The 24,945-nt window shown below is 56.6% G+C and carries 28 protein-coding genes; all 28 read right to left on the minus strand.

What is annotated here, in order from left to right:
• Positions 1 to 95: 95 nt before the first annotated feature.
• The 28 genes from xrtJ to rpiA all read right to left on the minus strand — a co-directional run bounded on the left by xrtJ (position 96) and on the right by rpiA (position 24,932).
• Positions 96 to 1,763, minus strand: coding sequence for an exosortase J (xrtJ, locus tag ACIX8_RS22885; protein WP_014267775.1), 1,668 nt, complete (start codon positions 1,761 to 1,763; stop codon positions 96 to 98).
• Positions 1,764 to 1,834: 71 nt separating this feature from the next.
• Complete coding sequence (locus ACIX8_RS26385; RefSeq protein WP_014267776.1) at positions 1,835 to 1,969, minus strand: hypothetical protein; 135 nt, start codon at positions 1,967 to 1,969, stop codon at positions 1,835 to 1,837.
• A 14-nt stretch (positions 1,970 to 1,983) separates the two neighbouring features.
• On the minus strand, positions 1,984 to 2,646 hold the full coding sequence (locus tag ACIX8_RS22890; RefSeq protein WP_014267777.1) for a hypothetical protein: 663 nt from the start codon (positions 2,644 to 2,646) through the stop codon (positions 1,984 to 1,986).
• Positions 2,647 to 2,714: 68 nt separating this feature from the next.
• On the minus strand, positions 2,715 to 2,969 hold the full coding sequence (locus ACIX8_RS22895; protein ID WP_014267778.1) for a hypothetical protein: 255 nt from the start codon (positions 2,967 to 2,969) through the stop codon (positions 2,715 to 2,717).
• 108 nt (positions 2,970 to 3,077) lie between these two features.
• On the minus strand, positions 3,078 to 3,650 hold the full coding sequence (locus ACIX8_RS22900; protein ID WP_014267779.1) for a hypothetical protein: 573 nt from the start codon (positions 3,648 to 3,650) through the stop codon (positions 3,078 to 3,080).
• Positions 3,651 to 3,677: 27 nt separating this feature from the next.
• Positions 3,678 to 4,241 carry a hypothetical protein gene (locus ACIX8_RS22905; protein WP_014267780.1) on the minus strand — a complete coding sequence of 188 codons (564 nt, stop codon included), beginning with the start codon at positions 4,239 to 4,241 and terminating at the stop codon, positions 3,678 to 3,680.
• A gap of 48 nt (positions 4,242 to 4,289) precedes the next feature.
• Positions 4,290 to 4,898, minus strand: coding sequence for a hypothetical protein (locus ACIX8_RS22910; RefSeq protein WP_014267781.1), 609 nt, complete (start codon positions 4,896 to 4,898; stop codon positions 4,290 to 4,292).
• Positions 4,899 to 5,048: 150 nt separating this feature from the next.
• Entirely contained in the window at positions 5,049 to 5,444 is a 396-nt protein-coding gene (locus tag ACIX8_RS22915) for a hypothetical protein (protein ID WP_014267782.1), read from the minus strand.
• A 25-nt stretch (positions 5,445 to 5,469) separates the two neighbouring features.
• Positions 5,470 to 6,018 carry a hypothetical protein gene (locus tag ACIX8_RS22920; protein WP_044177362.1) on the minus strand — a complete coding sequence of 183 codons (549 nt, stop codon included), beginning with the start codon at positions 6,016 to 6,018 and terminating at the stop codon, positions 5,470 to 5,472.
• A 187-nt stretch (positions 6,019 to 6,205) separates the two neighbouring features.
• Complete coding sequence (locus ACIX8_RS22925) at positions 6,206 to 6,727, minus strand: hypothetical protein (protein WP_044177365.1); 522 nt, start codon at positions 6,725 to 6,727, stop codon at positions 6,206 to 6,208.
• 350 nt (positions 6,728 to 7,077) lie between these two features.
• Positions 7,078 to 7,656, minus strand: coding sequence for a hypothetical protein (locus ACIX8_RS22930; RefSeq protein ID WP_014267786.1), 579 nt, complete (start codon positions 7,654 to 7,656; stop codon positions 7,078 to 7,080).
• 178 nt (positions 7,657 to 7,834) lie between these two features.
• Positions 7,835 to 8,449 carry a hypothetical protein gene (locus ACIX8_RS22935; protein ID WP_014267787.1) on the minus strand — a complete coding sequence of 205 codons (615 nt, stop codon included), beginning with the start codon at positions 8,447 to 8,449 and terminating at the stop codon, positions 7,835 to 7,837.
• A 117-nt stretch (positions 8,450 to 8,566) separates the two neighbouring features.
• A complete protein-coding gene (locus tag ACIX8_RS22940) occupies positions 8,567 to 9,124 on the minus strand; it encodes a hypothetical protein (protein WP_014267788.1) in 558 nt (185 codons plus the stop codon).
• A gap of 213 nt (positions 9,125 to 9,337) precedes the next feature.
• Positions 9,338 to 10,102, minus strand: a complete 765-nt coding sequence (locus tag ACIX8_RS22945) for a hypothetical protein (protein WP_014267789.1) — start codon at positions 10,100 to 10,102, stop codon at positions 9,338 to 9,340.
• Between the two features lie 3 nt (positions 10,103 to 10,105).
• A complete protein-coding gene (locus ACIX8_RS22950) occupies positions 10,106 to 11,008 on the minus strand; it encodes a hypothetical protein (RefSeq protein WP_014267790.1) in 903 nt (300 codons plus the stop codon).
• Between the two features lie 148 nt (positions 11,009 to 11,156).
• Positions 11,157 to 12,164: a hypothetical protein gene (locus tag ACIX8_RS22955; protein ID WP_150110716.1), complete on the minus strand. Its 1,008-nt coding sequence runs from the start codon at positions 12,162 to 12,164 to the stop codon at positions 11,157 to 11,159.
• A gap of 33 nt (positions 12,165 to 12,197) precedes the next feature.
• Complete coding sequence (locus ACIX8_RS22960) at positions 12,198 to 12,737, minus strand: hypothetical protein (RefSeq protein ID WP_150110717.1); 540 nt, start codon at positions 12,735 to 12,737, stop codon at positions 12,198 to 12,200.
• 80 nt (positions 12,738 to 12,817) lie between these two features.
• The gene (locus ACIX8_RS22965) at positions 12,818 to 13,369 is read right to left on the minus strand and encodes a hypothetical protein (protein WP_044177370.1); all 552 of its coding nucleotides are present in this window, start codon (positions 13,367 to 13,369) and stop codon (positions 12,818 to 12,820) included.
• Between the two features lie 64 nt (positions 13,370 to 13,433).
• Positions 13,434 to 14,999, minus strand: coding sequence for a type VI secretion system Vgr family protein (locus ACIX8_RS22970; RefSeq protein WP_014267794.1), 1,566 nt, complete (start codon positions 14,997 to 14,999; stop codon positions 13,434 to 13,436).
• Positions 15,000 to 15,175: 176 nt separating this feature from the next.
• Positions 15,176 to 15,739, minus strand: coding sequence for a hypothetical protein (locus tag ACIX8_RS22975; protein ID WP_014267796.1), 564 nt, complete (start codon positions 15,737 to 15,739; stop codon positions 15,176 to 15,178).
• A 164-nt stretch (positions 15,740 to 15,903) separates the two neighbouring features.
• Complete coding sequence (locus tag ACIX8_RS22980) at positions 15,904 to 16,467, minus strand: hypothetical protein (protein WP_014267797.1); 564 nt, start codon at positions 16,465 to 16,467, stop codon at positions 15,904 to 15,906.
• Positions 16,468 to 16,595: 128 nt separating this feature from the next.
• A complete protein-coding gene (locus ACIX8_RS22985; protein WP_014267798.1) occupies positions 16,596 to 17,765 on the minus strand; it encodes a glycoside hydrolase family 88/105 protein in 1,170 nt (389 codons plus the stop codon).
• A gap of 337 nt (positions 17,766 to 18,102) precedes the next feature.
• A complete protein-coding gene (gene glk / locus ACIX8_RS22990; RefSeq protein WP_014267799.1) occupies positions 18,103 to 19,146 on the minus strand; it encodes a glucokinase in 1,044 nt (347 codons plus the stop codon).
• A gap of 170 nt (positions 19,147 to 19,316) precedes the next feature.
• Entirely contained in the window at positions 19,317 to 20,132 is an 816-nt protein-coding gene (gene pgl / locus ACIX8_RS22995; protein ID WP_014267800.1) for a 6-phosphogluconolactonase, read from the minus strand.
• 173 nt (positions 20,133 to 20,305) lie between these two features.
• On the minus strand, positions 20,306 to 21,853 hold the full coding sequence (gene zwf, locus ACIX8_RS23000; RefSeq protein ID WP_014267801.1) for a glucose-6-phosphate dehydrogenase: 1,548 nt from the start codon (positions 21,851 to 21,853) through the stop codon (positions 20,306 to 20,308).
• 84 nt (positions 21,854 to 21,937) lie between these two features.
• Positions 21,938 to 22,843 carry a phosphogluconate dehydrogenase (NAD(+)-dependent, decarboxylating) gene (gene gnd, locus ACIX8_RS23005; RefSeq protein WP_014267802.1) on the minus strand — a complete coding sequence of 302 codons (906 nt, stop codon included), beginning with the start codon at positions 22,841 to 22,843 and terminating at the stop codon, positions 21,938 to 21,940.
• Positions 22,844 to 23,071: 228 nt separating this feature from the next.
• Entirely contained in the window at positions 23,072 to 23,938 is an 867-nt protein-coding gene (locus tag ACIX8_RS23010) for an oxidoreductase (RefSeq protein ID WP_014267803.1), read from the minus strand.
• 313 nt (positions 23,939 to 24,251) lie between these two features.
• Positions 24,252 to 24,932 carry a ribose-5-phosphate isomerase RpiA gene (gene rpiA / locus ACIX8_RS23015; protein ID WP_014267804.1) on the minus strand — a complete coding sequence of 227 codons (681 nt, stop codon included), beginning with the start codon at positions 24,930 to 24,932 and terminating at the stop codon, positions 24,252 to 24,254.
• Positions 24,933 to 24,945: the final 13 nt, after the last annotated feature.

Genomic DNA, 24,945 nt, shown 5'->3' on the forward strand with positions numbered 1-24,945 from the left:
GCAGAAAACACCCCCGCTCAAACACGCGGAGCGGTGCTTTGGCTAAAGACCTTAGAAAGCCGTTGTTATGGAAGGAAATCCCGGGCGCAAGGCGCTCAGGGCTGGCGGTAGGAGCGCGTGAACTCGGGAAGATCGGCTCCGGAGAGGAAGTCCCGCAGGCTGGCTGTCAGTGCGGCACGGGCGGTGTCCGGGGCCAGTGCGGTGTCCGGCGTCGCGGTGCGCAACAGAACCGGGATCGGGCGTGTGGGACTCTGGCTCAGCAAATTGCGGGTGTCCGGGCGGCTGTAGACAAAGCCAAAGTGCTTGAGGCCGTTCGAATACTGCCCGCACGTTGTGCCGGTGCAAACTGTCGTCGCCTCAAGATACTGTGTCGCTCCATTATTGAAGAACAAGAGGCCGAAGCTCGTAACGCCCCTGGCCGTCGGCAAAAGAAGATCGCCATGCCAAAGCCAGTCTTCTCCGCGGGCCGAGTGGCAGAGCAACGTATCGTGCGCCCCCAGTACCGGCGAAATGCCGACTGAAACCACCGCACTCTTTTCGGGAGCGACGCTGCCGTCCGGCGCATAGTCCGCCCAGTAGTAGACCAGCGGACCATTCAGCATGTACTCATTCCACTCGCGCTGCAGCTTGTAGTGGCCCACGTGCTGCGGGAACAGACCAAGCGCCTTCGGATCGCTGGCGATACGAGAGGTCTTCCAGTCCTGCACGATAGCTCGCGCATACGTGATGCTGCCCACCAGCACCAGCAACGCCAACGCGATCCAGCGCGGCAGGAACGAGCCTGGCGCCACACCGGGAGTGCTCTCCGGCATTGTGGCTAATGCCGGCACGCGTAAGTCATGGCCAGGGCTGAATCGGCGAATCAAGGTAAACAGCAGCGCGGTCGCGACGAAGAACAGGCAGGCGCCGATGAGGTAGTCGCCCATCTCTGCGCGGCTCTGCAGCCATTGGATATGCAGTGCAACGATGTAGTACAGCACCAGGACACACAGCCGAACGAGGTTGAAGACGTATCCCAGCAGCACGGCCCCAGCGACCACAAGAATGTGCACGCGCAGACGAAACCTGTAGAGATATCCCGCGATCAGCGCGATGAAGCCCATCGTGACCGCTCCCCGAATGCCGTTGCAGCCCGGCGCGATAAACATGCCGAAGTCCGGAGTAAACATCAGCCGCAACTGGTCGCTGGTGAGCTGTTGCCCCAGGGCGTGAGCGAAGGCACGTGCGATCAGGGATGAAGCGTGCTGCAGCGGCAGATCGATATGCAGCGTAAAGAAGGTGGGAACCGGGTTGACGAACCCCATCAGCACGAGGGGGAAGAGCGTGGCGCGAACAAGCCTCGGCCCTCCGAACAACAGCACGACGCCCGCCGCATAGGCAATGGCCACCAGCGAGTGGGGCGGGAGGAAGATCGTCCACGAGGGCGTGAGGATCAGCTCGAGAATGGCACGGTCGCGCAGATGGACCAGCGCAATCGTAGCGGCAAGAATCGCCAGTCCCCACCAGCTTCCGCGCAGCTCCCAGCCAAGCGATCGCCAGACTCTCAGGATGAGCACAAAGCTCACCAGAGGGATGAGGCCACCGATGGATTTGAGCGGATCATTCATCCAGAGCACCCAAAGAGCAAGCGCTGTCTGGAAGATCGCGAATACACCGGCGATGCTCAGCCCCCCCACCAGCATTACGGCTGTGGACCGTGTCAGCCTGAGCCCTGCCGGTCGCGCATCGGTCGGTGGCACAGCAGCCGTGGGAGAGGTAAACATGCTTCCGATTCTAACTAGGGAGTGTCATCAAAATTGCACGTGGGATGAAGTTGGACTGTGCAAGCTGTTTGCTATGGCACGGTTTCATTATCGGCACGGTTGAAACCGTGCCCTTCCGATGCGCGGCTCAACAAACTGTGTGCATAGCTCAGCTTCGCTCCAAGAATAGTTTGAGGACACGCCCTGAGCTTCAAAAGCTTTTCCATGAGACTCCTCCACGCTATTGCGCCGATTGTCGTGCCGACGCAGTCAGACTCGCGCAGGCCTGCTCGAAGTCTTGACGTGATCCTCGCCGGAGATCACCCAGCAGGTACGGCTCAAAGCCGTGGTAGTCGGCTGCGAGAACACCTTCATGAAGAGTTGCATCGAGATTGCCGAACTGCGATTGAGTGTCGTTGTAGAGGATGAGAGACATGCCAGCATTGGAGACGCGGTTTGTGGTGAAGGCGTAGCTGATTAGCTTGCCATCACGACCGCACATCGTAGCGGAGCCGCGCAGTGAGGCAGAAGCGATGTGAAATGGGTCCAACGAGGTACTGACGAAGATAGCGCGAACGTTGTCAAAGTCATCCTGCTTCTGCTGACGAAGCTCGCGTATGGCTTCCTGACGATCTGATTCGGCGATGAACGGGCTGGGTGAAAGATCGGGCGGTGCGGGGCGACTGGGCGGTTTCAGGATGCCGACCCATTCGCCTGTCAGCGCCGTGTCGGGATGTAACTTGGGCGCGGCCCAGGAGTTGCGGTAGAGGCGCAGGCCATAAGGAACACCAAGAAAGAGGCTGCCCAAGATAAAAATGACTATAAAGAATCTGAGGAACTCAGCGGATACGATGATCCCCGGGCCCTTGGGAGTAACGGATGCGGAAGGCGGCGACGGCTCCATGCTTATCCTTTTCTCATCTGTATGGTGAAGATGTTGGCGCCTTTGGGTATACCCATAGAGATTCTGTTCTAGTCGCCTGCCGGCACGATCACGACCTCGCAACCTACCCTGATCAGATCGTCGGCAAACTCTCGCGCGGTGTCTGGATCAAAAGAGAACGGTAAGTGATAAGGCAGCCCTGTAGAAAGAAAGTCGCGATACATGACATAATCCCCGCGCCCTTTGATGTAGTACCGTATCACTTCCAATAGTCGGCCCCAGACCATGGAGAACTCTTCTATATCTCCTTTGCCGGGACCAACAATAATAAGACGTTTGGACATATCGCTCCTTGGATGTAGTGAAGTTTGGACAGGCAAAAGATTTACCTATGCGTGGATCATGACGACGGGTTTTGGTGAGGCGGACGTTACTGGTTGCAAGGTAGGCTTTTACTTGCAAAGCTGGGCGAAGTCGGCGGCGTCTGCGCGATGAAGAATGCCGCGGAGTTCCGCATGAGCAAGCGATCCGCTGAAAAACAGCTTGCCATTTCGGGAGGAGATGTTGGCTGAATCGATGCGAATGGGAAAGGCACTCGGCGGATGCTGGTACACGTCCAGATCAGCGATTCCGTTTTCCAACAGACCGTGATCGAACCTGGCCGTTGACCGAGTTCCCTGGTCTGAACACAAGGTCACCGTGCCATTGACTTGGTCCAGCGTAGTCAGCAGGCCACGGCTACTCTGTACCATGACGATCCAGTTCCCTGTTCCTTCAGCCGGCATGTCCCATGTTCCTGGTGAATCTTGCGACGAAATGGCCCGTCCGACCCAGGTGCCCACAATCAATGAGGAACGATCAGGGGAGTTGGTCACAGCGTGCATCATTTTGCTGTACACCAGCGGACCAGCAATGGCCAGGACGATAAAAAGACCGAAAAGAAACAGTCCCACAAGGCCACTTGAGGACTTTGAGTTTGACAGCCTGGTCTGCCGGGTGACTTGTGAATTCATATTGAAGGTCATACGCTCACTTCTCCTCGCTCGATAGACCTACTGCCGCAACCCCAGGCAAGCCTGCTTATAGGCCTGCAAACTATCCCGATGCAACTCTCCCTGCAGTCCAGGATCTGTGCCGTCATATTGCGAAGCAAGATGATCGCCGCGCAACGCACCAAACAACTCCCCGCCGTCCGAAGTTTCCGCTGAGATAAGCGTAATGCCCAACGTGTCGTCACTTACGGTTCTGGTCTTCAGCAAAGCAAATGGCGTCTCACCCTGCTTATCGCACATGCGAACCGTACCAGTAAGTGTGGGTGAAGACCAACGCAAGAAGCTTACTGACGTATCGACATAAACGACGCGGCGGTCGGCCGAGCCTTCACCAGAAGACATGGTACCGACCCAGGCACCCGTTACCGGACGCAGAAGCTGGACACGGCTTATGTATAGATAGCCGGCGAGGACGATAAAAACGCCAGCGGCCATCAAAACCATAACTCCTACGCTCTTCAACAGGCTACCTGCGGTCACGTTGCGGTCTCCGTACTTGGCCACAAACTGCTTTTCCTCGGGCGTGCCGTGCTGTTCATGCCACTTTTTTTCTTCTGGGAGCACGACTTATCCTCCTACTTCACGGGTGAATATCGGCGATGGGGGAGAGCATCAGCTCGGAGTAGCACTGTAGTTCGGCTTCTGAATGCTTTTTACCAAAGAATTCAGAGTCCTCTTATCACCACGCTTCAGCGAGCCGCTGATCTTATAACTGGTTCTCTCGGGTAGCTCATAACTGCCGTGAAATAAAGATTTTCCAAATGTCAATACAAAATCGGGAAAGCTGTAGTTCCAGCTACCCGATAGGGTCCCATCCGGCGGAGCGGCAAGCAACTCTTTTGTGTTTCCACGTATCGGAAGCAGCCAATCATCGTTCAATCGTTCGATATCGAATGTGTGCCGTTGACCCGAAGCATCGATCAGTACAGCCTTGGCGTCAGTGCGATCTAGAAATGAAAACCACACTGGCGAAAGAACGACTTGAATAACAGCATTTCCTTGTTGCTCGACATCTTCGTGCAACGAACCGTCAGACACAATTCGGACAATGGAGACAACGCCCATCCAGTTACCGTTGAGGCTATCTGCCGCGCGTACGGAACGTATCCGCGGAATCAACACGGACAACGCGAAAAAAACAATGATCCCAGCCACAAACAGCAGCTTTGATCCCATGCCACTTCCAACAGCGCGAAAACCCGCCAAAATTCTTTGCCACATGATTTTCTCCAGTTCAATTTCACACGCAATGTCCGTTAGGGAAACTAACCTATCTCACGAGAAAACGTAAGGCTCTGTATGTGTACCAGGCCTTGTGGAGCAGAATCCTCGCGGTAGTGCGTCAACGAGAAGAGACAGATCTACTGGATACTAAGAAGGGTCGAGCGGGATACGCGACAGGAGGAGGATCCCTTTATCTTCAGGACTTTCTCGAATGTAAAGATCTATGCTACACAACCATTGGTTTATCAGCTCTGCAGAACGAGCGCTTGCGAGAATCCTGCAGTCCAGCAAAGGAAACACAAAATCTGCGCGGCCAAAACCGGGGTCCGTAATCTCAGGCAGATACCGGTTGTTGGCGTTGAGGCGTTGGAAGCCCGGGTCCGATCCGTCATTCTGGTATCCGTTTTGATTTGTCAGTGTTTTGACGAACTTGGTGAAGACCCCATCTTCAGGGGCTTCTTTGTAATTGGGGTCTTCGGTGGAGTTCTCATCCGGACCTGCAGGCTCGGGAGCACCTGGTTTTTCGCTGGAGTTACCGCCCATGATTGTCCTCTTCCTGTGATGTCAGTTAGGGTTTCGCGCCGGCCGCTGCGTTCATAGCCTGTACAAGTGAGTTGTAGTCGTCGTCGGTGCCTTTCACGAGCACACCTTTCATGTCGTACCCGGTAAACAGGTCGCGTTCGATGGAGAGACTTTCGCCAGCTTTCCACTGCCCGTGAAAGCTGCCCGAAACCAGGTCTTTCGGATCATTGGGATGATAACCATCGAGCCAAAGGCTGGTGCGAAACTCGTGGTTTGGATCCTTTGCAGAGATGGAGAGTGCTTTTAGGTGAAAGGTCTGGGGCGGCTGACCAGCTATAGAGATTTCGCCGGTTCCGCCGTAGTTGTCGAGAAAGTAGTCCTGGGTGCCGAGTCTAAAGCGGATGACAGCCGGCTTCAAGAGAGCGCGGTGCCATGGGTCCTGGACACCGTAGATATCGATGTGACCAACCCATTCGCCCTTGATAGAGTTGGAAGAAGTCCCGGGCATGAAGCCGCGCACATGTTCGAGCATGGCCCTGGGATTGAGCAGCGTCCAGATCAGGAAAAACACTGTCAGGAAAGTCAGCACCAGCATACCCGGCCTTTTACTCCTGTTGATTGGTCGGAACTGATCCATCTACTCTTCCTTGCCGAAAATATATCAGCTCCGTCAGGCGGCAAAACAAGACTGACGTTCGTCGTTTTCCCTGCGTTTGTGTGCCCGATCGTACTGAAGATTAATGATTGTCGCGATGCTGCCCGGTCACCGGTTTACGAAAACGTCAACGCGCTAACATAAATGTCACCGGTAGCGAATGCACCGTTATGTGTTTTTCAGGGGTGCTTACCTGTACGAAAGCAGAATAAATCACACTATAAACATGCATGCCTGTCGCAAATTGATATTGCGTGGTGATGTCCTGTTGCGCTTGCAGGCTCTGCCCTGGTGCCAGCCGTATCAAATCTTTCTCTTCAGATGCCCTTCGTTTAACCATCGGCCCCAGAAAATCAACCTTCTGTTCCGCCTGCGATATTCCCAGAAGGCTACCTTCCATCAAATTGCTCCGGAAGACCTGCCACGGTTCGAATAAATAAGTGTCCGTCTCTGAAGTATTCTTCCAGGTTACATGCACGATGACATGTCCACCGCTTATATCCACATTCATTGCAATCTGCAGATTTACATTCGATCCTTTTTGTATTGGTGTAACGCCCGCTGGTGCCGGCGAAACGTGCACGCCAGGTTCCTTCCAGCAGCCAAAACCAGCCGCCAGCAACAGGCTAAGGCCGAGCGTCAGCAACATCCTATTTGATACCTTCCACGAAATATTCATAACTGTCCGCATGATTCAGTGCTGCTGCGGGAAAACGCCAGTCCGACTCGCCGTACTGGACGTAGTTCAAGGCCTTGCTGCTGGAGGCCTGAACGGAGATGCTGAGGTTGTGCCGCGACCCAATCGCGGCCGGCGATGGAGGAGAGCGTCTGCTCGGAGTACTGCTTGTGCGCGGTCACGTACGCAAATCTCACGATGCGGCGAAGAACTCTAGAATCCGATTGGGCTCCGTTGAGGTCAAAGAGGTCCAGACATAAACCTCTATAGAATGGCGATTCTGATGCGGAGCCTCATCGGACATAGTGATCTCCTTTTTGCTGTCAGCGTGCGCTACTCAGGTTTTGAACGAGAGACTGAAGCGTAGCTTCATCACCACGCTTCAGCGAGCCGCTAATGCGATACGTCGTACCATCAGAGAATTCGTTGTTTCCAAAACTATCGAATTTCAGTACAAAGTCTGGAAAGCTGCGATTCCATTGCCCAATTATCGTCTCGTCTGTTCCACCAGCCAGCAACTGCTTAGAGCTCCAGCGTTTTCTAAACGCCCAACCGTCAGCTAAGTCAGAGATACCAAAAGTATGCCGCACGCCGTCAGCGTCAATGAGCACAGCAGTGGACTCGGTACGATCAAGAAATGAAAACCAAACCGGTGACAATTTCACTCGCATGACGGCAGTCCCTTGCGATTCCGTGTCATTCAGGTTGTCCTTCGGAATACTCTTCGTAATCGAGACTGTGCCCATCCAGTCGCCATACATACTGTCAGAGGCTCTTACTGCACGTATCCGCGGGACTAGAATATATAACGCAAAGAAAACAATGATCCCAGCCACAAACAGCAGCTTTGATCCCATGCCACTTCCAACAGCGCGAAAACCCGCCGAGATTCTTTGCCACATGATGAGCTCCAGTCCAGCTTTCACACGCGATGCTCGTTACGGAGATTAGCCTATCCAATACAGATGGCACCCGGTCTGATCGTGGCTTTTGGTCGAGGGATGGGGGGAAATCTCGCACGCAGCTTCAAGTCGCATGCGTCGGGCGGAAGGGGCGGTTGGAGTATGGTCAGCATGCGGGTTAATGCTTCTCCTGCTGTTGCGGCTTCAGGTTTCGTTCAAACTCACGCTCCTGCTGCATCATCTGTTCGGGACCGGAGTTGTTGAAATACGGATTTCCAGTAGGGGAGTCCGAGCTATCGGACGGCTGCGCGGGAGTGCGGCCGTGGAGACCGTCGTTGATGGCCTCCACGACGGTCATCTGGCTCGGCTTGTACATGGAAATCCTGCCGAGGGGAAGGGTGTTTGCGCCGTTCCTGAGATGGAGTGCGACGCGCGGTCCCATGCGATCGTAATCAATGAAAGCGCGGTCGAGGTCACCAGTGGCGAGCGCGTACGTTGTTTCAAAGCCGGTCAGAAAGCGGTTGGTGGAAGTAACGGTTCCTGCATCCCAGTTGATGTCGAGCGTGTTCGTCCAGCCAAGAGCGAAGAGCAATACGAGAACGAGGCCAAACGAACCGATGAGCAGGATGCCGCGGGTGGAGGCCGCCCGCGGCGGTAGAAGCCTGTAGACGGTGAAGGAAGCTACAACCTCAAAGGCCAGCGTGAGATAGGTACCGGACCAGAAAAACATCTGCGGGCTGGACACCCGCAGATGATGGCTGGTGTTTTGTACGATCTGAAGATCTGGTCCCATGCTGCTCCTTGACCGTGCTGTAGATCGCCGAAATGTTGGAGTTAGGTCCGACGGTGCCGAGGTTCTGGGTCATGGCGATCTCGTGGGCGCGTCCATGTCTCCTGCGGGGGAAACGAATTACTTGCAGAGCCGCTCAAAGTCAGCGGGCTGGCCGGGCTCCAGGATGCCATGCATGTTTTGTTCGGCGACGACTGCGCTAAAAAACATCTTGCCATCGCGCGGAAACAGAAACGCAAGATCGATCCGGGTTGCGCGCGTGCTGTCCGTTTGCTCGACATTCAGGTCCGCCTCCCCACCGTTCAGGAAATCCATGTTAAAAGTGCCGACGGTTCGCGCTCCTGTGTTCGAGCACAAGGTAACGGTACTCTGGGTGGCGTCCATGGAGGTAAACAGGCGATGTTTGCTCTGGATCATCACCGCCCAGTCCCCTGTCCCTTCCGCCGGCATGTCCCAGCGGCCAGAGGAGTGATCCGACAGCACGGCACGGCCCACCCAAGTACCTGTGATGCGCGAGGAACGATCCGGCGAGTTGGTCGCCGGATTGGCAAGTTTGCTGTACAGCAAAGGCCCTAGCGTTACGACGAGAATAAACAGCCCAATCATAATCAGCATGGTGAGAGCCCCTCGTGTGAGCGGCGCGCGGGGCCTGGTGTTTCGGGTGACCTGTTGATCCATAGCGATACTATTTTCCTTGTGTTGGGCTGCTTAGCCTATATCGAGAGAGAAGAGTTTCGACCGGATATAGACGTGTCCGGTAGACACATGGGGGCTACGGCATCCATCCGACCTTCATGTTCTTTGGTGAGCGTCTGCGGAGCCACAAATGCAGGAGCTGAGTACGCACTCTGTTCCAATTTCTCGGTCATCGAGAAGACTTGGGGGTGGGTGTTACGCCTTCCGTTGCGATTTTTGCCTGACCTGCTCTACCAGAGACTCCAGCGGCAACCTTGACAAGATAAGGATCCCCCGATCTTCCGCGCTTTCACGAATGTATACATCGACGCCACAAAGGCACAGATCAAGCCGCTCAGCGAAACCCGCACTGCTGATAGTGTTCCGGTCCACAAGCGGCAGATAGAATCTCTCTTTTTTAAAGCGATCATCTTCAATCGTAGGCAGAAAGAGCTCTTTCGACCGCTTCAGAAGCGCCTCACTATCCAGCTTGGAGAAGGTCTGAATTTCTACTCCCAATCCACGCATCGTCCTTGCGGCTTCTATACGCTTCCCTTCATCTCCCGTCAGGCGGAAGAGTTTGTAATAAGGCTTGGCCGGCTCATCGCCGCGGAAGCTGGCGGCAACTGCATCCATCATGATGGCTTTCGACCAGCTTTTGGGAGGCTCCCGGTCCGGCCATACTCCAAGCCCTATCTGCGGTTTCCAGGAAGCTCCATTTTCGCTCACCAGACTGGACCCGGTTGCGGGTGAAAGCTTCCACATTTGCAGCAGAACCTCTTGCTGAAGCCCGTAATCATCTGTCAGCACGTCTGTTAGCAGGCCGAGAAATTTGCGGACGATACCGTACTGCGGCGGAGTCATGGGAAACTGCTCTACCGGCAACAGAACCGCCTGCCAGGGAACGGGAGCCTCCACGCCCTGAAGCTCCAATTTAATCTCTTGCTGTTCTCCCGGCCGTCCATCCGCTTTATCTTTCACCGCTTATCTCCTGACGGGCTCTTCTGCTGGCGGCATGGTTGCCACTACATCCAGCATGACTTGTTCATACTCCGGTTTCTGAAACAACAACACCACTCCCTTGTCTTTTCTACTTTCGCCCACGTAGACGTCGAAGAGCTCAAAGTACAAAGACCGTTCTTCTGGAGAAGCCCCGAAGACAGTTGCACTATCCAGCAAGGGAAGAACGAAATCCATCCTGCGGAGTTCGGCGCGATGGGCAAGGTCGCTGCCGAAAAGGGTCTTGCTGCGATCAAGAAATGCGTCGAGCCGGGCGGCGGTGCCGCTAACGATCTGTTCCACGTCGAAGCGCTGAAAGGCCGGATGGGCGGCGCGTAACGCGGGCGAGATGGCCATGTTGGGAGGGCGTACCTTTGGCTTTGGATCTGGCGGTAAGAAGAGCGCGATGAAACCGCCATAGCCGGCGAAGAGCTCTCGTTGAGGTATGGGTTGTTTGTTGGCAAACCAGAGGAGGCTTTGACCTATTCGCTCGCCATGCTTCTCATTCTCTTCCGGTTGGGTCGCCGGTGCGCCGTCGGGCGGAAACAAGGTTGTGCCGCCGCTCATGGAGCGGCCAAGGCCAGGGTATATGACACAGCGTTCCTTGTATTGATGATAGGAGTGATGCAACGGCCCGCGTATCTCGTTCTGCTGCATGAAGTGCTCGCAGCGCAGCTTGCCGGACTGGGTAAGGGCAGCGGAAAAGCGCTCCAGGAAGAGTAATAGCCACTGTCTCTCCGCATACCGCAAGGGAAAGCCGGAGACCGGCAGCCAGAAGAGAGAGGCGTCAGCAATCGCGGATTCCGGGGCCGGTATCCACGGCGCAAACGTAGGCTGCGGCGAAAGCCGCGGCCGCTTGTTTACGGTCTCCAACGTGTTTTCATTCATAGCTTCCGCCTGTTTGTCACCCTTCAAGGGAAGCCCTGAACAAGTGTCTTGCTTTACAGGGGCGGGATTTCATTCCCGCCATAAATCTCCCAAAATCAGTGCAGCTTTAGCTGCGGAGGAAATGCTCGCACTCTTGTTCACGCCTTCCTTACATTGCAGGTACAAGGGTGCCCGCACCCGCACCTGCACCGGTAACGGTCTCACTCAACCAGGTTCCTGCTGACGTAACTGCCTCTCCTATTGCCGGCAGCGCCGCCATATCTTCCGGGCCGACGAAGACTGCAGCAACAGCAAGTCCCACGGCTGCGACGCCGATAACCCCTGACTCAATCGGATGGGCCTTGATAGCAGACCAGGCTTTTCCGGCCTTATCTTCCACCCAGTTTTTGGCTCCCACCGCTAATCCGGCGGTCGCGGTCGCTGCCTCTGTGGTCCACATCCAGGCCTGCGCTGCGGTCTCCGGGTTCTCAAGCGCTTCCGTCGCCGCTTCATCTTCGAGTGCCTCTTTGATGCCTGAGACGAGCTCCTCCGCTTTGACATGCAGCTTGTCAAAGCTGATGCCGGTAAGGCTCAGATCATTGTCGACGATGCCGATCTCGGTCTTCATGGCATAGAGGCTATTGCCGAAGTAACAATTTTCATTGATGGTCGCGATGAAGCTGCTCTCCTCGTGCTTCCACTCGAAGCTTTCGGGTGCATTGGTGTCATGCTTATCAATGAAGTTGTCTACGCTTTGACCGATCACGTAGCACTCGCGGTTACCTTGGACAACCCACTCTTCGTCACCCAATGTGGCTTGGTTGCGTTTCTTGTTATATAGGAACTCCGCATCGCCTTCGATATCGTGAATCTGGTCGCCACCCACACGCAAAGTATCATCCGCTGAAACGAGCACGTGACGATTGCCGATGATTTGGTGATTGTAGTCACCTCGGATGAGGTGCTGACCGTGGCCTGGACGTACGTTCGGAATGGCTGAGGTAAGAGTGAGTGCACGACTCTCGATATTTTTCAATCTTAGTTGTGCATTGTCCTTGTTAGCTCCATTCGGAGCCTGGATTGTCTGAATCACCTTATTAAAGGTTCCTTTTAATCCAAGCTTTGTCGGAGATTCATCTTCAACAATATTGTGGTCTTCTGCTTCTGCACCCATCATTCGCTCCTTAGTATGAAATGCTAGTTCATTACTTTAGGCTTGCGCACAAGCGTTGATACTCCGCCTCTGTACCGATATGCAATGTTCCACGATAGGAGTAGTCGCGAATTCCAAAGCGGAAATGCTAAGAGCATTCGCTTGGAAGGTGCCGCTAAGATGATGAAAGCCGAAGAGGTCCTGGCTATGTATTTCACTAAAGGAATCGCCACTAAGATTCCCCTTCGGGTTGATCATGAAATTGACGTCCTTGAAGAATCGCAAGGTGGTGTCACCGGCCAGAAAGAGCTTGCCCTTTCCCTGATATCCTTTGAGAAATGGGTCGTTCAGGTGAAGATTAAATTCAAGCACCGCCGTCTTGTTCGGCAACTTTTCTCCGCTCGGCTTGTAGGCTTCGACAATGCCCACCCAGTTGCCTTCCGCCGTGTCCCCGCTTTGAGGATTGAACTGGCCGGCGTATGTGCCCAACCACTTATGATTCAACAGCAGAAACATCCCTGCCATGAGCGACAGGATGAAGACCGCCTTCAGCAGGAACGCACCCACCGACATCCCTATCGTTTTTCCTGGAGGCATACTGTGCGCCCTTTCCTGACTATGCCTTTTTTTCGGTTCATCGGTGACTCATCCTCAGCGATATTGTGCCCTCCGTTTCTTCACCGTGACGCGCTGCTGTCTTTAGTTCCATTCAGGCTGTTGCATAAAGCTTGATAGTCTGCGTCGTTGCCCAGATGCAAGACACCGCGGTACTTGTAGTCATGCAAGGCCAATTGTGAAACTACAAATTTGTTTTTCTGGAAGGTCCCCTTAATGTCTACGTCGCTATCGTGATCGTCTGGGGACATTGTTGTACCGGAAACGCTTCCACTCAGAACGTCCTGACTATTGATCATGAAGTGGACGTCGTTGTAGAACCGCGGTTCGGCATTTCCTCTTGTAAACAGCTTGCCTGTCCCCTGATATCGCTTGACGAACGGGTCATCCAGATGCAACTTGAACTGGATTGCCGTTGCCCTGTCCAGGATCTTGTCACCGTTCGGCTCGTATGCCTCGACAATACCGATCCAACTGCCGTCCGCCGTGGCGCCATTCGGCGTACGAAATTGCGCGGCATACGTGCCAAACCATCTATGATTTAGCAGTAAAAACATGGTTGCCATCAGGCAGACTACGAAAGCAGCTCGCAGCAGGAATGGTCCTAGCGACATGCCAACCTTCCTCACTAAAGGCATGATTTACTCCCAGCCCTAAAGATGCCTGCTTTTCGGTCCATCATTCCCCTCCAATATCTTTGGAGTAGAACTGAGACTCAATGTGAACGCGACCCTTTGGTGCGTGCAGGATAATGTCACCGGTTAGAGACTCGAGCGTGATGTTAGTTCGGCCCGTCTGGTCCGAGCATTCTGTCATCTTGAGCCTATTATTGTTTGGGGTAGCCAGAACGATCGTCTCGACGCCTGCCTTATCGGAGAGTTGCAAGCGATTTCCACTCTTCGTCATGAGGTGCTTGACATCATTCGTCGCGATGTCCCCGCCTCGCAGATCGTTGCGATACTGGTTGTGCACGCCATTCCAAAGCGAACCAATGATGACGGGGCGCTCCGGGTCGCCGTCTTCAAACGCCACGGCCACTTCGTCGCCGACTTCCGGCATAAACATGAAACCGCGATCCGGACCCGCGTGAGGGCTGGTAGCTCGTGCCCAGTGAGTAGCGCCATCCTCCTGCCAGAAGAACTGCACCTGAACTCTGCCCATTTTCTTGGGGTCGTTGTGACCCGTAACACGCGCCGAGACGATGCCGTTCCACGTCCGCGCCTCTGGGGGGTTTGGGTTGCGGTAGTTCTTCCATGGGGTGCAGACGAAGCTATTCAGGTAGCCCTGCGGAGTCCATTGATGGACCACACGCACCAGCCCATAGGTGCCCTTGGCGTCGAGCATTCCTTCTACCGTCAGCGTGTTGCCGGCCATCAGAGACTGGTTGCGCGAAGAGCCGGTGCCCGTTACCGCACTGCCCATGCTGCGTTCGCTCTCGGACTGCAGCTGGTCTGAGTAGTTGTCGAGCGTCATCGCACGGGCGCGCTGCGGCTCGAAGCCTGGCGGCAACTGCGCCGAGGCCGCCTGTACCGCGCTCGTAAGCTGCTCGGCGGCCGGATAGAACTGCGGCGGCTTCGACAGCTTCTCAAACGTGTTCGACTGCATGGCATGGTGATCGTAGTGCGAGCCCGAGAAGCTGGGATTGACCCGACGGCCGCGCAGACGGAAGCCGACCAGATCGCCTTCACCCCGCCACTGAACAGTGCTGCCCGTCTGGAAGCTGTTGAAGACTTCCACTCCCGTTTGGCTCGGACGCATCCATGCGTCGTGGTCGTCGACGAGGCGGTTTAGAAAACTCCAGTCCGACTCGCCGTACTGGACGTAGTTCAACGCCTTGCTGTCGGAGGCCTGAACCGCGATGCTGAGGTTGTGCCGCGATCCAATCGTGCCGGCGATGGAGGAGAGCGTCTGCTCGGAGTAGTACTGCTTATGAGCGGTCACGTCCAGGCCGAAGCTGTCGCTCACGGCGATTAACGTAGCCGTGTAACTGCCCCAAACCTCATAGTCCAACTCCACGTCATGGACGGAGCCGGAGAAATGAATCTGCTCCACTCCCTGGCTATCGGTCGTCTTGACCTCGACCGGCTTGCCCAGCAGATCTTCTACCGGAATGCGCTGGTCTTCGGTATTGCGACAGACAATGGTGCACCACCAGTGCTGGTTCAGTTCCTGAACGACTTCAACGGAAGCCAGACGAGCATCCCCGAGCATCCCATCGCCAATCTGTATCTGCGGAAGCGCCATCCATGTCCTCTAACTGCTCTGCAAGGGTAAGACCTGATAGCCAATCAGCCACGGTTGTTTAGCTTAGCTTAAAAAGATGTCGAGCCGTGAGCAAAGGATGCTTAGGTGTTCCCTTACTGGGCAGGCGTTCGCCGGGGGCGTATGCGTCGGGATCGGACCTGAGTCCCTTTACGGATCTATTTTCCATCGGGCTCTCCTGTAATCGGCGTTGATGGCGCGTTATCCAGGTCTTTGATCTGCTCACGATAATCCTGAGCTGTGCCCGGCTTGAGGACGCCGGTGATGTACATCTCGGGAGTTTCAAATCCCCTGATCGTGAGTACACCGCCATCGAATCGACATTCCAAAGTTCCCGTAAGAGCATCGTCCTGGTTCAATCCCTTGGTTCGAACACTGAAGGAACCCTGATGCGGGTCGAACGGAGTCATGAAGTTTTCCGTCTCCACTCCCTTCACATGTCCTTCCAGATCGGTGATTTCTCCCGTTGCCTGCAATTTAGACAAATAAGAAAATACAGCCGGCTTAAAGGTGAGCGTGATGATGCCAGAACCATGCTCATAGGACGGAGGCTGGTGCTTGCCTTCTAGCGGCTGGAGTTGAACGATCCCAACCCACTGCCCAATCAGGGCGGAGCGGTCTTCCTGTTTGCCGAAGCGCGCATGCACATATCCAGAGATAAAAGGGTAGAACATGCCAAGCACGAACAGCGTGATCAACGTTGCCGGAATTAAACGACGCATCGATGAACCCTTCCCTGACCTGGGAGTGGAGAATACCGCGTCACGATACGCCATCAGCCGATCTCTCTCGCCATCCTGCCTGCAATCATGCTAATGGTCTCATCCGCTGCGCTGAGTCAGCCTTGATCTGAAACGGCGGGATCGCTGTCGATGGCACTACAGATTTATCGGCCATGCGTATCTCCTTGCGCTGGAGTAGTCGGCATATTCTTCATTTCATTGACGCGTTGTTGATAGGAAGCGTTATCACCGCGCCGTAAAATGCCCGTGATGTAGAACTGCGGCGTCCTGAACGCCGTAATGGTGAGCGTGCCCTTGTTGAACCTGCCTTCCAGGGTGCCGGTCAGGGCGGCGTCGCCTTTTGTGCCTTCCGTGCGAACAGAGAAGTGCCCTTCCTGTGGGTTGAAGGGAGTCATAAACCCTGAAGTCTCCATCCCCTTCACGTGATACTCGTAGTCGGTCATCTCGGCTGTACCCTGCAGCTTGGAAAGATAGGACAGCATTGCCGGTTTGAATGTGATCGTCATGATCGCTGCGCCGTGTTCTTCGGACGGCGGCTGGTGCTGCCCTTCGAGTGGCTGCAGTTGGACGAGGCCAACCCACTGCCCAATCAACGCCGAGCGGTCTTCCTGCTTGCCGAAGCGTGCGTGCACATATCCAGAGATAAACGGATAGAACATGCCAAGCACGAACAGCGTGATCAACGTTGCCGGAATGAGACGACGCATCGATGATCCCTTCCCTGGTTTGGGAGTGGAGAACACCGCGTCACGATACGCCATCAGCCGCTCTCTCTCGCCATCCTGCCTGCCATCATACGCAACGGCTGCGGGCTGCGCCCCGCGACCTACAAGGCTTACTTCATTCGAGCGAGTTCCGAGCCTGCCAGCAGGAATCCGCCTACCCCGTACACGTAGCTGCTCGACGCACCTACCGCATCCGGAGCGGCGCCGATGGGCTGGATCGAGCCCAGCCTGCCGTCGGCGTACACATGCGTCAGCATTCCGGCCCAGGCCTTCGTGACCACCGGCAGAAACTTCGCTCGCGGCAGACGTCCCGTGTTGATGCCCCAGGCCATGGCGTAGGTATAGAACGCCGTACCTGAAACCTCAGGCTCCTTGTAAGACTCCTGGTCCAGCAGTCCCGTCCGCCACAGGCCATCGGGCTGCTGCAGCCCGGCGACACGATCGGCGATCTCGCGGAACTGCTGCTCGTACTTCGGACGCGACGGATAATCCTTGGGCATCGTCGTGAGCACACGCACCAACGCGCCGAGTACCCAGCCGTTGCCGCGTGCCCAGAAGAGCTTCTGCCCATTGGCCTCGGTCTTCTTCAGAAAGGTAGCATCACGCGTGAACAGGTGCTGCTGCGGATCGTAGAGCTCCGCCGAAGTCACCCACCACTCGTGATCCATGTAATCGAGATACCGATGGTCGCCCGTAATGCGCGACAACTCCGTCAGGACCGGAGGCGCCATGTAGAGGGCGTCGCACCACCACCAGACGTTCTTCTTCGGATCGTCAGGACGAACAACCAGGCGGTCCATCGTCGCGCGAACGTCGGCGATCTTCACGGGTTCGGGTGCACGCTCATAGAGCGCCAGATAGCTCTTGCCGATCGCCTCATCGTCTGCATGCGGGAAGCGCGACTGGACGAGCATCCATTGGAATTTGTCCGCCGCCGCATGAGCTACGGCATCGCGATATTTAGGGTCGCCCGTAGTCTCGGACGCCGCCAGCAGGCCGTCGTACAGCGTGGCGAAGGTCCACTGCTGATTGAACTTCGATTCGGCAGCAAGGAGCTGCCAGTCGGCCACCTTGCGCATCGCCTTGCGGATGTCTTTGGAATCGAGCTTCGGCGAGAGATCGGTCGCCAGCGGTCCGGGGTCGGAGGGAATACTGCCGGCGGCTTCCCGCTCGACGGCACCGGCGTCATGCTTCGCAGGGGCCTGCGCGTTGGTTCTTGGGACGAGGGCGAAGGCCAGCACCAGGCTGCCGAAAAGAACTACGGTATTGCGACGATTCATCGAACCACTCCATCAGTCGGGCAAAAGCAAGATAGCACGTAGAGGGAGTCTTTGGCTCTGTCTTTCGTCCAGTCAAGCGGTTTTATGGGATCGACGGTGTCTTGCTTTTGTCTTTGCTTTTGCTTTTCTGGTTTGTCATTCCGAGCGTAGCGAGCGAATCTGCCGTCTCCCGTTTTTTGCCCGGACGACCATAGATGGTTTTATGCCAGCACAATTCTCATATGGCTTTACCCATATTTCCTGGGTGACATGAACGAAGAACGGGAGGAAGCAGATTCGCTCGCTACGCTCGGAATGACAAGCTAGAAAAGCAAGAACAACAGCAACGGCAACACCACTACGACGAGTGAAACGACGCCGCGCGTTCCGAGTGTCCGGAGATCTCCGCCGCGCGGGCCTCCGCATAGGCCGCAGCTCCCAGCAGAGCGCAGGTGTCGTCGAGGATGATGCGTACAGGAATCGTTTCGAGCAGCGGCGAGAGTCTTCCCTTGTCGAGAAAGCCCTGCGTAAATGTGCCGTTCTGCATGGTCTTCAGGATCTTCGGAGCGATGCCGCCGCCAAGATAGATTCCTCCCGCTGCGAGAACCTTCAACGCAACGTTGCCTGCCTCCGCGCCAAAGGCTCCAGTGAAGATCTGCAGGGTTTCGAAGCAGATCTCGCTTGATCCATCCTCGGCGCACTGGCCGATTACAGCGTTCGGGTCTTCTGCCGCCATGCGGTCGCGCAGCCAGCTTGGCTCTTCCATCTTCTGATCGTCGCGCAGGAAAGAATAGATGTTCTTGATGCCAAGCCCCGAGACAACACGCTCAAAGCTGACGCGTCCGGCGAGTGTGCGGCGGAGATATTGAAGGAGAGCGATCTCGCGGTCGGTCCTCGCCGCGAAGTCCGAGTGGCCTCCCTCAGACGGCAGCGGAATGTGCTGATGACGCAGGCTGTCCCAGATCAACAGGCACTCGCCCAGGCCCGTGCCGGCCGATACCAGCCCGCGATGCCCTATCGCTCCCGGGTCGCCCTGGTGCAGCGTGAAGACCTTGGCCTGCGCGAGTTCAGGAATGCCGTAGCCATTCGCTTCGAGATCGTTGATCAAGAAGATGTGCTCGATGCCGAGCGACTTCTGCAGGTCGCGCGTATCGAGCGTCCAGGGCAGGTTCGTCAGCTTCAGGCGACCGTCGCGCACAGGTCCGGGGCAGCCGAAGCACGAGGCGATGATCTCCTTCTTGGAGGTCTCTTCGCTGGCAAGAAATTCTTCGACGATATCGTCGAGACACTTATAGTGCGTCGCAGGAAACTTGTGATCGCGAACCGGCACAAGTTTGCCGCCCGCGAAGTTGTAAAGAGCCAGATGGACTTTTGTGCCGCCAACATCACCTGCAAGAATCATGTACGCCTCTAAGTTTGCGGCACGGGTAAACCTGTGCCTTTAACGAAACATTGCTTCCAGTTTTCTTTTAAAGCCACAGCTCTTCAAAACAAGCCGAAGCCTCGGCTCTACCTTCTACTTTTTAACGGTTCCTTGTCTACTGCCGTTGCTTCTTTAGAGCTACGGTCTTTTTATATCTCCAGCGTGCCCACTTTATTGCTTCCATCGGGCGTGGTGAAGACTTCGCTTGCCTTGGGCAGCTTGGCGGCAGCAGCTTCGTCGAGCAGGAAGAGCAGCTTGCCGTTTGAGGGGCGAATCAGCTGCGAAGGCAGACGTTCGGGGTCGCGAGGACCCGTCAATACTTCTGCCAGAATGTCCGTCTTGCTGGGGCCTTCGATCTCAAACGCCACTTCTGTCGCCTGGTTGATGACCGGCCACGTCAGCGAGATGCGCCAGGTGTCCTTCTGCGGAACGTGGTTCGCGATGACCAGACGATTCAGCTCATCCAGTCCGGCCGTGTTGGGAAACAGCGACGCGGTATGGCCATCGGGGCCCATGCCCAGAGCGACCAGGTCGAACACCGGGGACTCTGCGCCTTCGAGCTTCATCGTGTTGCGCAACAGGCTCTCGTAACGTGAGGCTGCCTGTTCGGGATCGAGCTCGCCTTCCATGCGGAAGACATTAGCCTCGGGAATCGGCACCTTGCTCAATAGCAGGTCGCGGCATACGCCATAGTTCGACTCCGGATGATCCGGCGCGACACAGCGCTCATCCACCCAGAAGAGCTGCAGCTTGTCCCACGGAACGGTCGTGAGGAACGGCTGGGATGGATCGGCCAATAGCTTGAAGGTCGCCTGCGGCGTCGAGCCGCCGGAGATCGCAATGCGGGCAATCCCGCGTGTAGCGACAGCCTGCTCCACGCGCGCAGCCAGCAGCCGCGCCGAAGCCAGCGCAACCTCAGCCGGCGAAGACCAAACCTTGTATGTAACAGTGACGGGACGCGGCATAGTGTTCTCAGTTCTCCGTTGTCAGTACTTCGCGGTTCCTGGTGAATCAGGTTCCGCGTAGATCATGATTCTTTGGATGCATCCTAAGAGGCTTATAACGAGCGTCCGGGTCAGAACAATCATCTGACCCGGACGCCTATCTGTTTCCTGTTTGCTACTTCCTGTTTCCTGCTTTAGAGCTTCCGCCACTTCCGGCCGTCGCTCTTGAGCATGGCGTCCGAAGCTGCCGGCCCCCAGGTTCCCGCAGCGTAGTTCGGGAAGTCCTTGACCGGGTCCTTCGCCCAGGCTTCGAGGAGCGGGGTGATCAGCGACCAGGTCGCCTCCACACCGTCGCGATGCGCGAACAGGGTTCCGTCGCCGAGCATGGCATCGAGCAATAGACGCTCGTAGCCGTTCGCCGAGGAAGCACCGAACGCGTCGGCATAGCTGAAGTTCATGTTCACCGAGCTCATGCTCATGTTCGGGCCGGGGACCTTGGCTGCAAAGCGCAGCGCGATGCCCTCGTCCGGCTGAATGCGCATGGAGATGACGTTCGGCTTGATGCCCTCAGCACCCTTGCCTTCGTGGCCCTTGAAGAGCAGCAACGGCGGCTGCTTGAATTGGATGGTGATCTCCGTCACGCGTTTCGCGAGGCGTTTGCCCGCGCGGATGTAGAACGGAACGCCAGCCCAGCGCCAATTTTCGATCTCCAGCCGCAGGGCGGCATAGGTCTCGGTCTGCGAACGAGGATGAACGCGATCTTCCTGGCGGTAGCCGATGACAGGCTTGCCGTCGACGTTGCCGGGGCCGTACTGGCCGCGTACCGTGTCGGCCGGGTGGATTGGCTGGATCGCCTTCCATACCTTGACCTTCTCGTTGCGGACGGCGTCGGCCTCGAAGCTAACCGGCGGCTCCATCGCGACGAAGCTCAGGAGCTCCATCACGTGGTTCTGCACGACGTCGCGCAGCGCACCGGCGCCTTCATAGAAGGGCCCGCGGCCTTCAATACCGATCGACTCGGCAGCCGTGATCTCGACGTGGTCGATGTAGTTGCGGTTCCAGACGTGCTCGAAGATGCCGTTGGCGAAGCGGAAGACGAGGATGTTCTGTACCGTCTCCTTGCCGAGGTAGTGATCGATGCGGAAGATCTGGTGCTCGTCGAATACTTTGTTGACTTCGTCGTTCAGCGCGCGCGCCGACTCGAGATCGTGGCCGAAGGGCTTTTCGATGACCGTGCGAACCCAGTGGTTCGCGCCCTCGACGGGCTTGTTCATCTCGTGCTTGCCGAGGTAGGAGACGATGTCGGAGAAGTACTCCGGCGCGACCGCGAGGTAGAAGAGGCGATTGGCCTTGGTGCCGAACTTCTCGTCCATCTCGGCGAGCTTCTTCTTCAGGCCTTCGTAGGCTGCGTCATCGTCGAAGTTCATCGCGTAGTACTGCACGCGGTCGACGAACGGCGCGAGCTTGGCTTCGTTCTCTTCGACGCCGCCGCCCTTGATGATGCCGTCCTTCATGTCGGCCGGAAACGTGGCCTCCAGCGAGCGCCGGGCGACGCCGAGCACAGCGAAGTTTTCCGGCAGGAAGCCTGATTGCTCCAAGTGGTAGAGCGCAGGCAGCAGCTTGCGCTTGGTCAGGTCACCGGAAGCTCCGAAGATGACCACGATGCATGGATCGGGGCGGCGCTCCAGGGACTGGCTGGCCTTCATCGCCTCGGGACTGATGTTCACCTGTGTTGTCGACATGAATCTCTCCTCGTACAAAATCTGGAGAGAGGGGTGAGCGGAGAGTAGTGAGGAATCACTACCTCCACTCACGACTCTCTGTTGCTAGCTCTTCTTTACTGCGTGTCCACCAAACTCGTTGCGCATAGTGGATAGCATACGGTCGGTAAAGTTGTTGTCCTCGCGCGAGCGGAGACGGCGAATCAGCGACTCCGTAATGACAGGCGCTGACACGTTGAGATCGATGGCTTCGAAGACCGTCCAGCGGCCTTCGCCGGAGTCCGGCACAAAGGCTTCGAGACCATCGAGCGTGGGGTTCTTCTTGAGTGCGTCGGCGGTCAGGTCGAGCAGCCACGAGCGGACCACCGAACCGTAGCGCCAGATCTCGGAGATCTGCGTCAGGTCCAGCGCGAGCGGTGTCTTCGCCTTCATGATCGAGAAGCCCTCTGCATAGGCCTGCATCATGCCGTATTCAATACCGTTATGGACCATCTTGACGAAGTGTCCGGCACCGGCGGGTCCAACGCGGCCCCAGCCTTGGTCGGCTGCAGGGGCGAGCGTCTCGAAGATCGGACGCAGGCGTTCGACGACGTCTTCGTCGCCGCCGATCATCATGCTGTAGCCTTCGGTGATGCCCCAGATGCCGCCCGACGTTCCTACGTCGACGAAGCCGAAGCCTTCCTGCTTCAGGGCCTCATGCCGTCTCTGCGAATCCTTGTAGTTCGAGTTTCCGCCGTCGATGAAGATATCGCCCTTCTGCATGAAGGGCTTCAGCTTCGCAATCGTCTCGTCGACGGGGTCGCCGGCCGGTACCATGATCCAGATCGCTCGCGGCGCCTGGAGATTCTTAACGAGGTCTTCAAGCGAACTCACGCCGACGGAGCCTGCGTCGTTCAGCTTTTTTACAGCGTCGGCGGAAAAATCAAAGCCGACTACTTTGTGCCCGGCCAGGCGCAGGCGCTCTGCCATGTTGCCGCCCATCTTGCCGAGGCCAATCATTCCAAGTTCCATGTGTCATCCTTACGCGTTTTGAACGCCTCTTAGAGAGTAATCCGAACTGCTGTCAATGAGAAATGGGGAGACTCGGAACATTTCAGCGGCAGATCGGAAAGCGGCGTTTTCCCTCTTCAGGCGGACAGCGTTTGTTTTGAAGGGTATGGCCTTCAACCCCTACAGATACCGGCTGGAAAAAATAATGCCGGAGCCTGCGGGACGGGACCAAAATCCCGCCCCTTTGCGCTACTCACCTTCAGGAAAATCCGCCCCAAGCGTTACCGGTTCCCAGGCTGCGATCTCCTGCGTAAACTCGTCGAGTTTCGCGCGGAAGCGCGTGAGCGCCAGCTTGCCCAGCAAGAGGTGCTTCGGCGTATGGGGCGACGCGACGGCGGCGATAATCGCCTGCACCGCGCGCACCGGGTCACCCACCTGCTTGCCGTCGTTGGTCTTCATGTATTCGCGGGTCTTGCCGGCAGTCTCATCGTAGTCGGCGATGCGCGTAGGCACCTCCTGGCCGGAGCGGCCCAGGAAGTCGGTGCGGAACGGACCGGGCTCGACGATCAGCACCTTCACGCCCAGCGGGGCGAGTTCGACAGAGAGCGCCTCCGAGAAGCCTTCGACTGCGAATTTTGTGGAGTTATAAAATCCCCAGCCGGACAGACCGACGAGGCCGCCAATTGACGAAAGATTCACGATATGGCCGCTGCGGCGCGCGCGAAACTGCGGCAAAAACGCCTTGGTGACGCGGATGAGGCCGAAGACATTGGTCTCGTACATCGGCATGAACTCGGCTTCGGTAACCTCTTCCACCGCGCCCAATACGCCGTAGCCTGCGTTGTTTACCAGCACATCGACGTGACCGAACTTTGCCAGCGTCTTCTCGACGGCCGACTGCACCGCGTCTTCCTTCGTGACGTCCAAAGGCAGTACCAGCGCGGTCTCGGGATACTTTGCCGCCAACGCACTCAACTGCTCGGGCTTGCGCGCGGTAGCGACGACCTTCGCGCCACCGGCGAGCAGTTGCTCGGCCATCTCACGGCCGAAGCCTGTGGATGCGCCTGTGATAAACCAAACTTTTCCTGCCTGCGTATTGCCTGTCGAATTGCTCATGCGTTAAAGACGCGTGGAGTGGGGGTTGCGATGCAAGTCTGTTTTACGGAGTCAATAAAATCTCACAGCAGAGGCGGGTCATTGTCTTTGTCTTTCTGGTTGTCATTCCGACCCTGAGCGAAGCCGAAGGGGAGTGAACCTGCTGTCTCCCGCTTTTCGATCATGCCACCAGAAAGGTACAGGTAAAGCTAGAAGGGATCGTGGTGTAACGCAAACATCTGTGGTGGTACAAGCGAAGAACGGGAGACAGCAGGTTCACTCGCTGCGCTCGGAATGACAACCAGAAAAGCAAGGACAACAGCAACAGCAAAAACTACGGATACATCTCCGTCACGCCACCATCCCCCGCAATCAGCGCCAGGCTGGCCATGTTCAGAAACAGCCCATGCTCCACCACGCCGACGATGCCGCGAATGGCGGCGGCCGTCGCCGCAGGATCCGGGATCTGGCCGCAGGCGCAGTCCAGGATGTAATTTCCTTCGTCCGTAAGATACGGTCCATCGCCGTTCTTTGCCGGTCTCTGCGAAGGATTCAGCCCCAGCGCAGCTAGCTTCGAATGCACCAGCGGCAACGCCATCTTGATGACCTCGACAGGCAGCGGAAACCGTCCCAGCGTCTTTACAACCTTCGTCTGGTCGACCACCACGATGAACTTCTTCGCCGAACTTGCGACAATCTTTTCGCGCAGCATCGCACCGCCGCCGCCCTTGATCAGCGTCAGGCCCGGAGCCACTTCATCCGCGCCGTCAATGTACACATCCAGGTCCGGCAGCTTGTCGAGCGTAGTGATGTCCATGCCCAGCGACGCCGCCAGATTGTGGCTCGCATCGCTCGACGCTACGCAGCGAATCTTTAAGCCTTGTTTTACGCGCTCACCCAGAGCCTTGATAAACAGCGTCGAAGTCGAGCCGGTACCGAGGCCCACCGCCATGCCGTCTTGCACAAACTCTACGGCCCGTTTACCGACCAGCGCCTTTGCTTCATCCTGTGTCATAGGGACCTCAGGG

It is taken from the genome of Granulicella mallensis MP5ACTX8 (assembly GCF_000178955.2).
Taxonomy (GTDB): domain Bacteria; phylum Acidobacteriota; class Terriglobia; order Terriglobales; family Acidobacteriaceae; genus Granulicella; species Granulicella mallensis.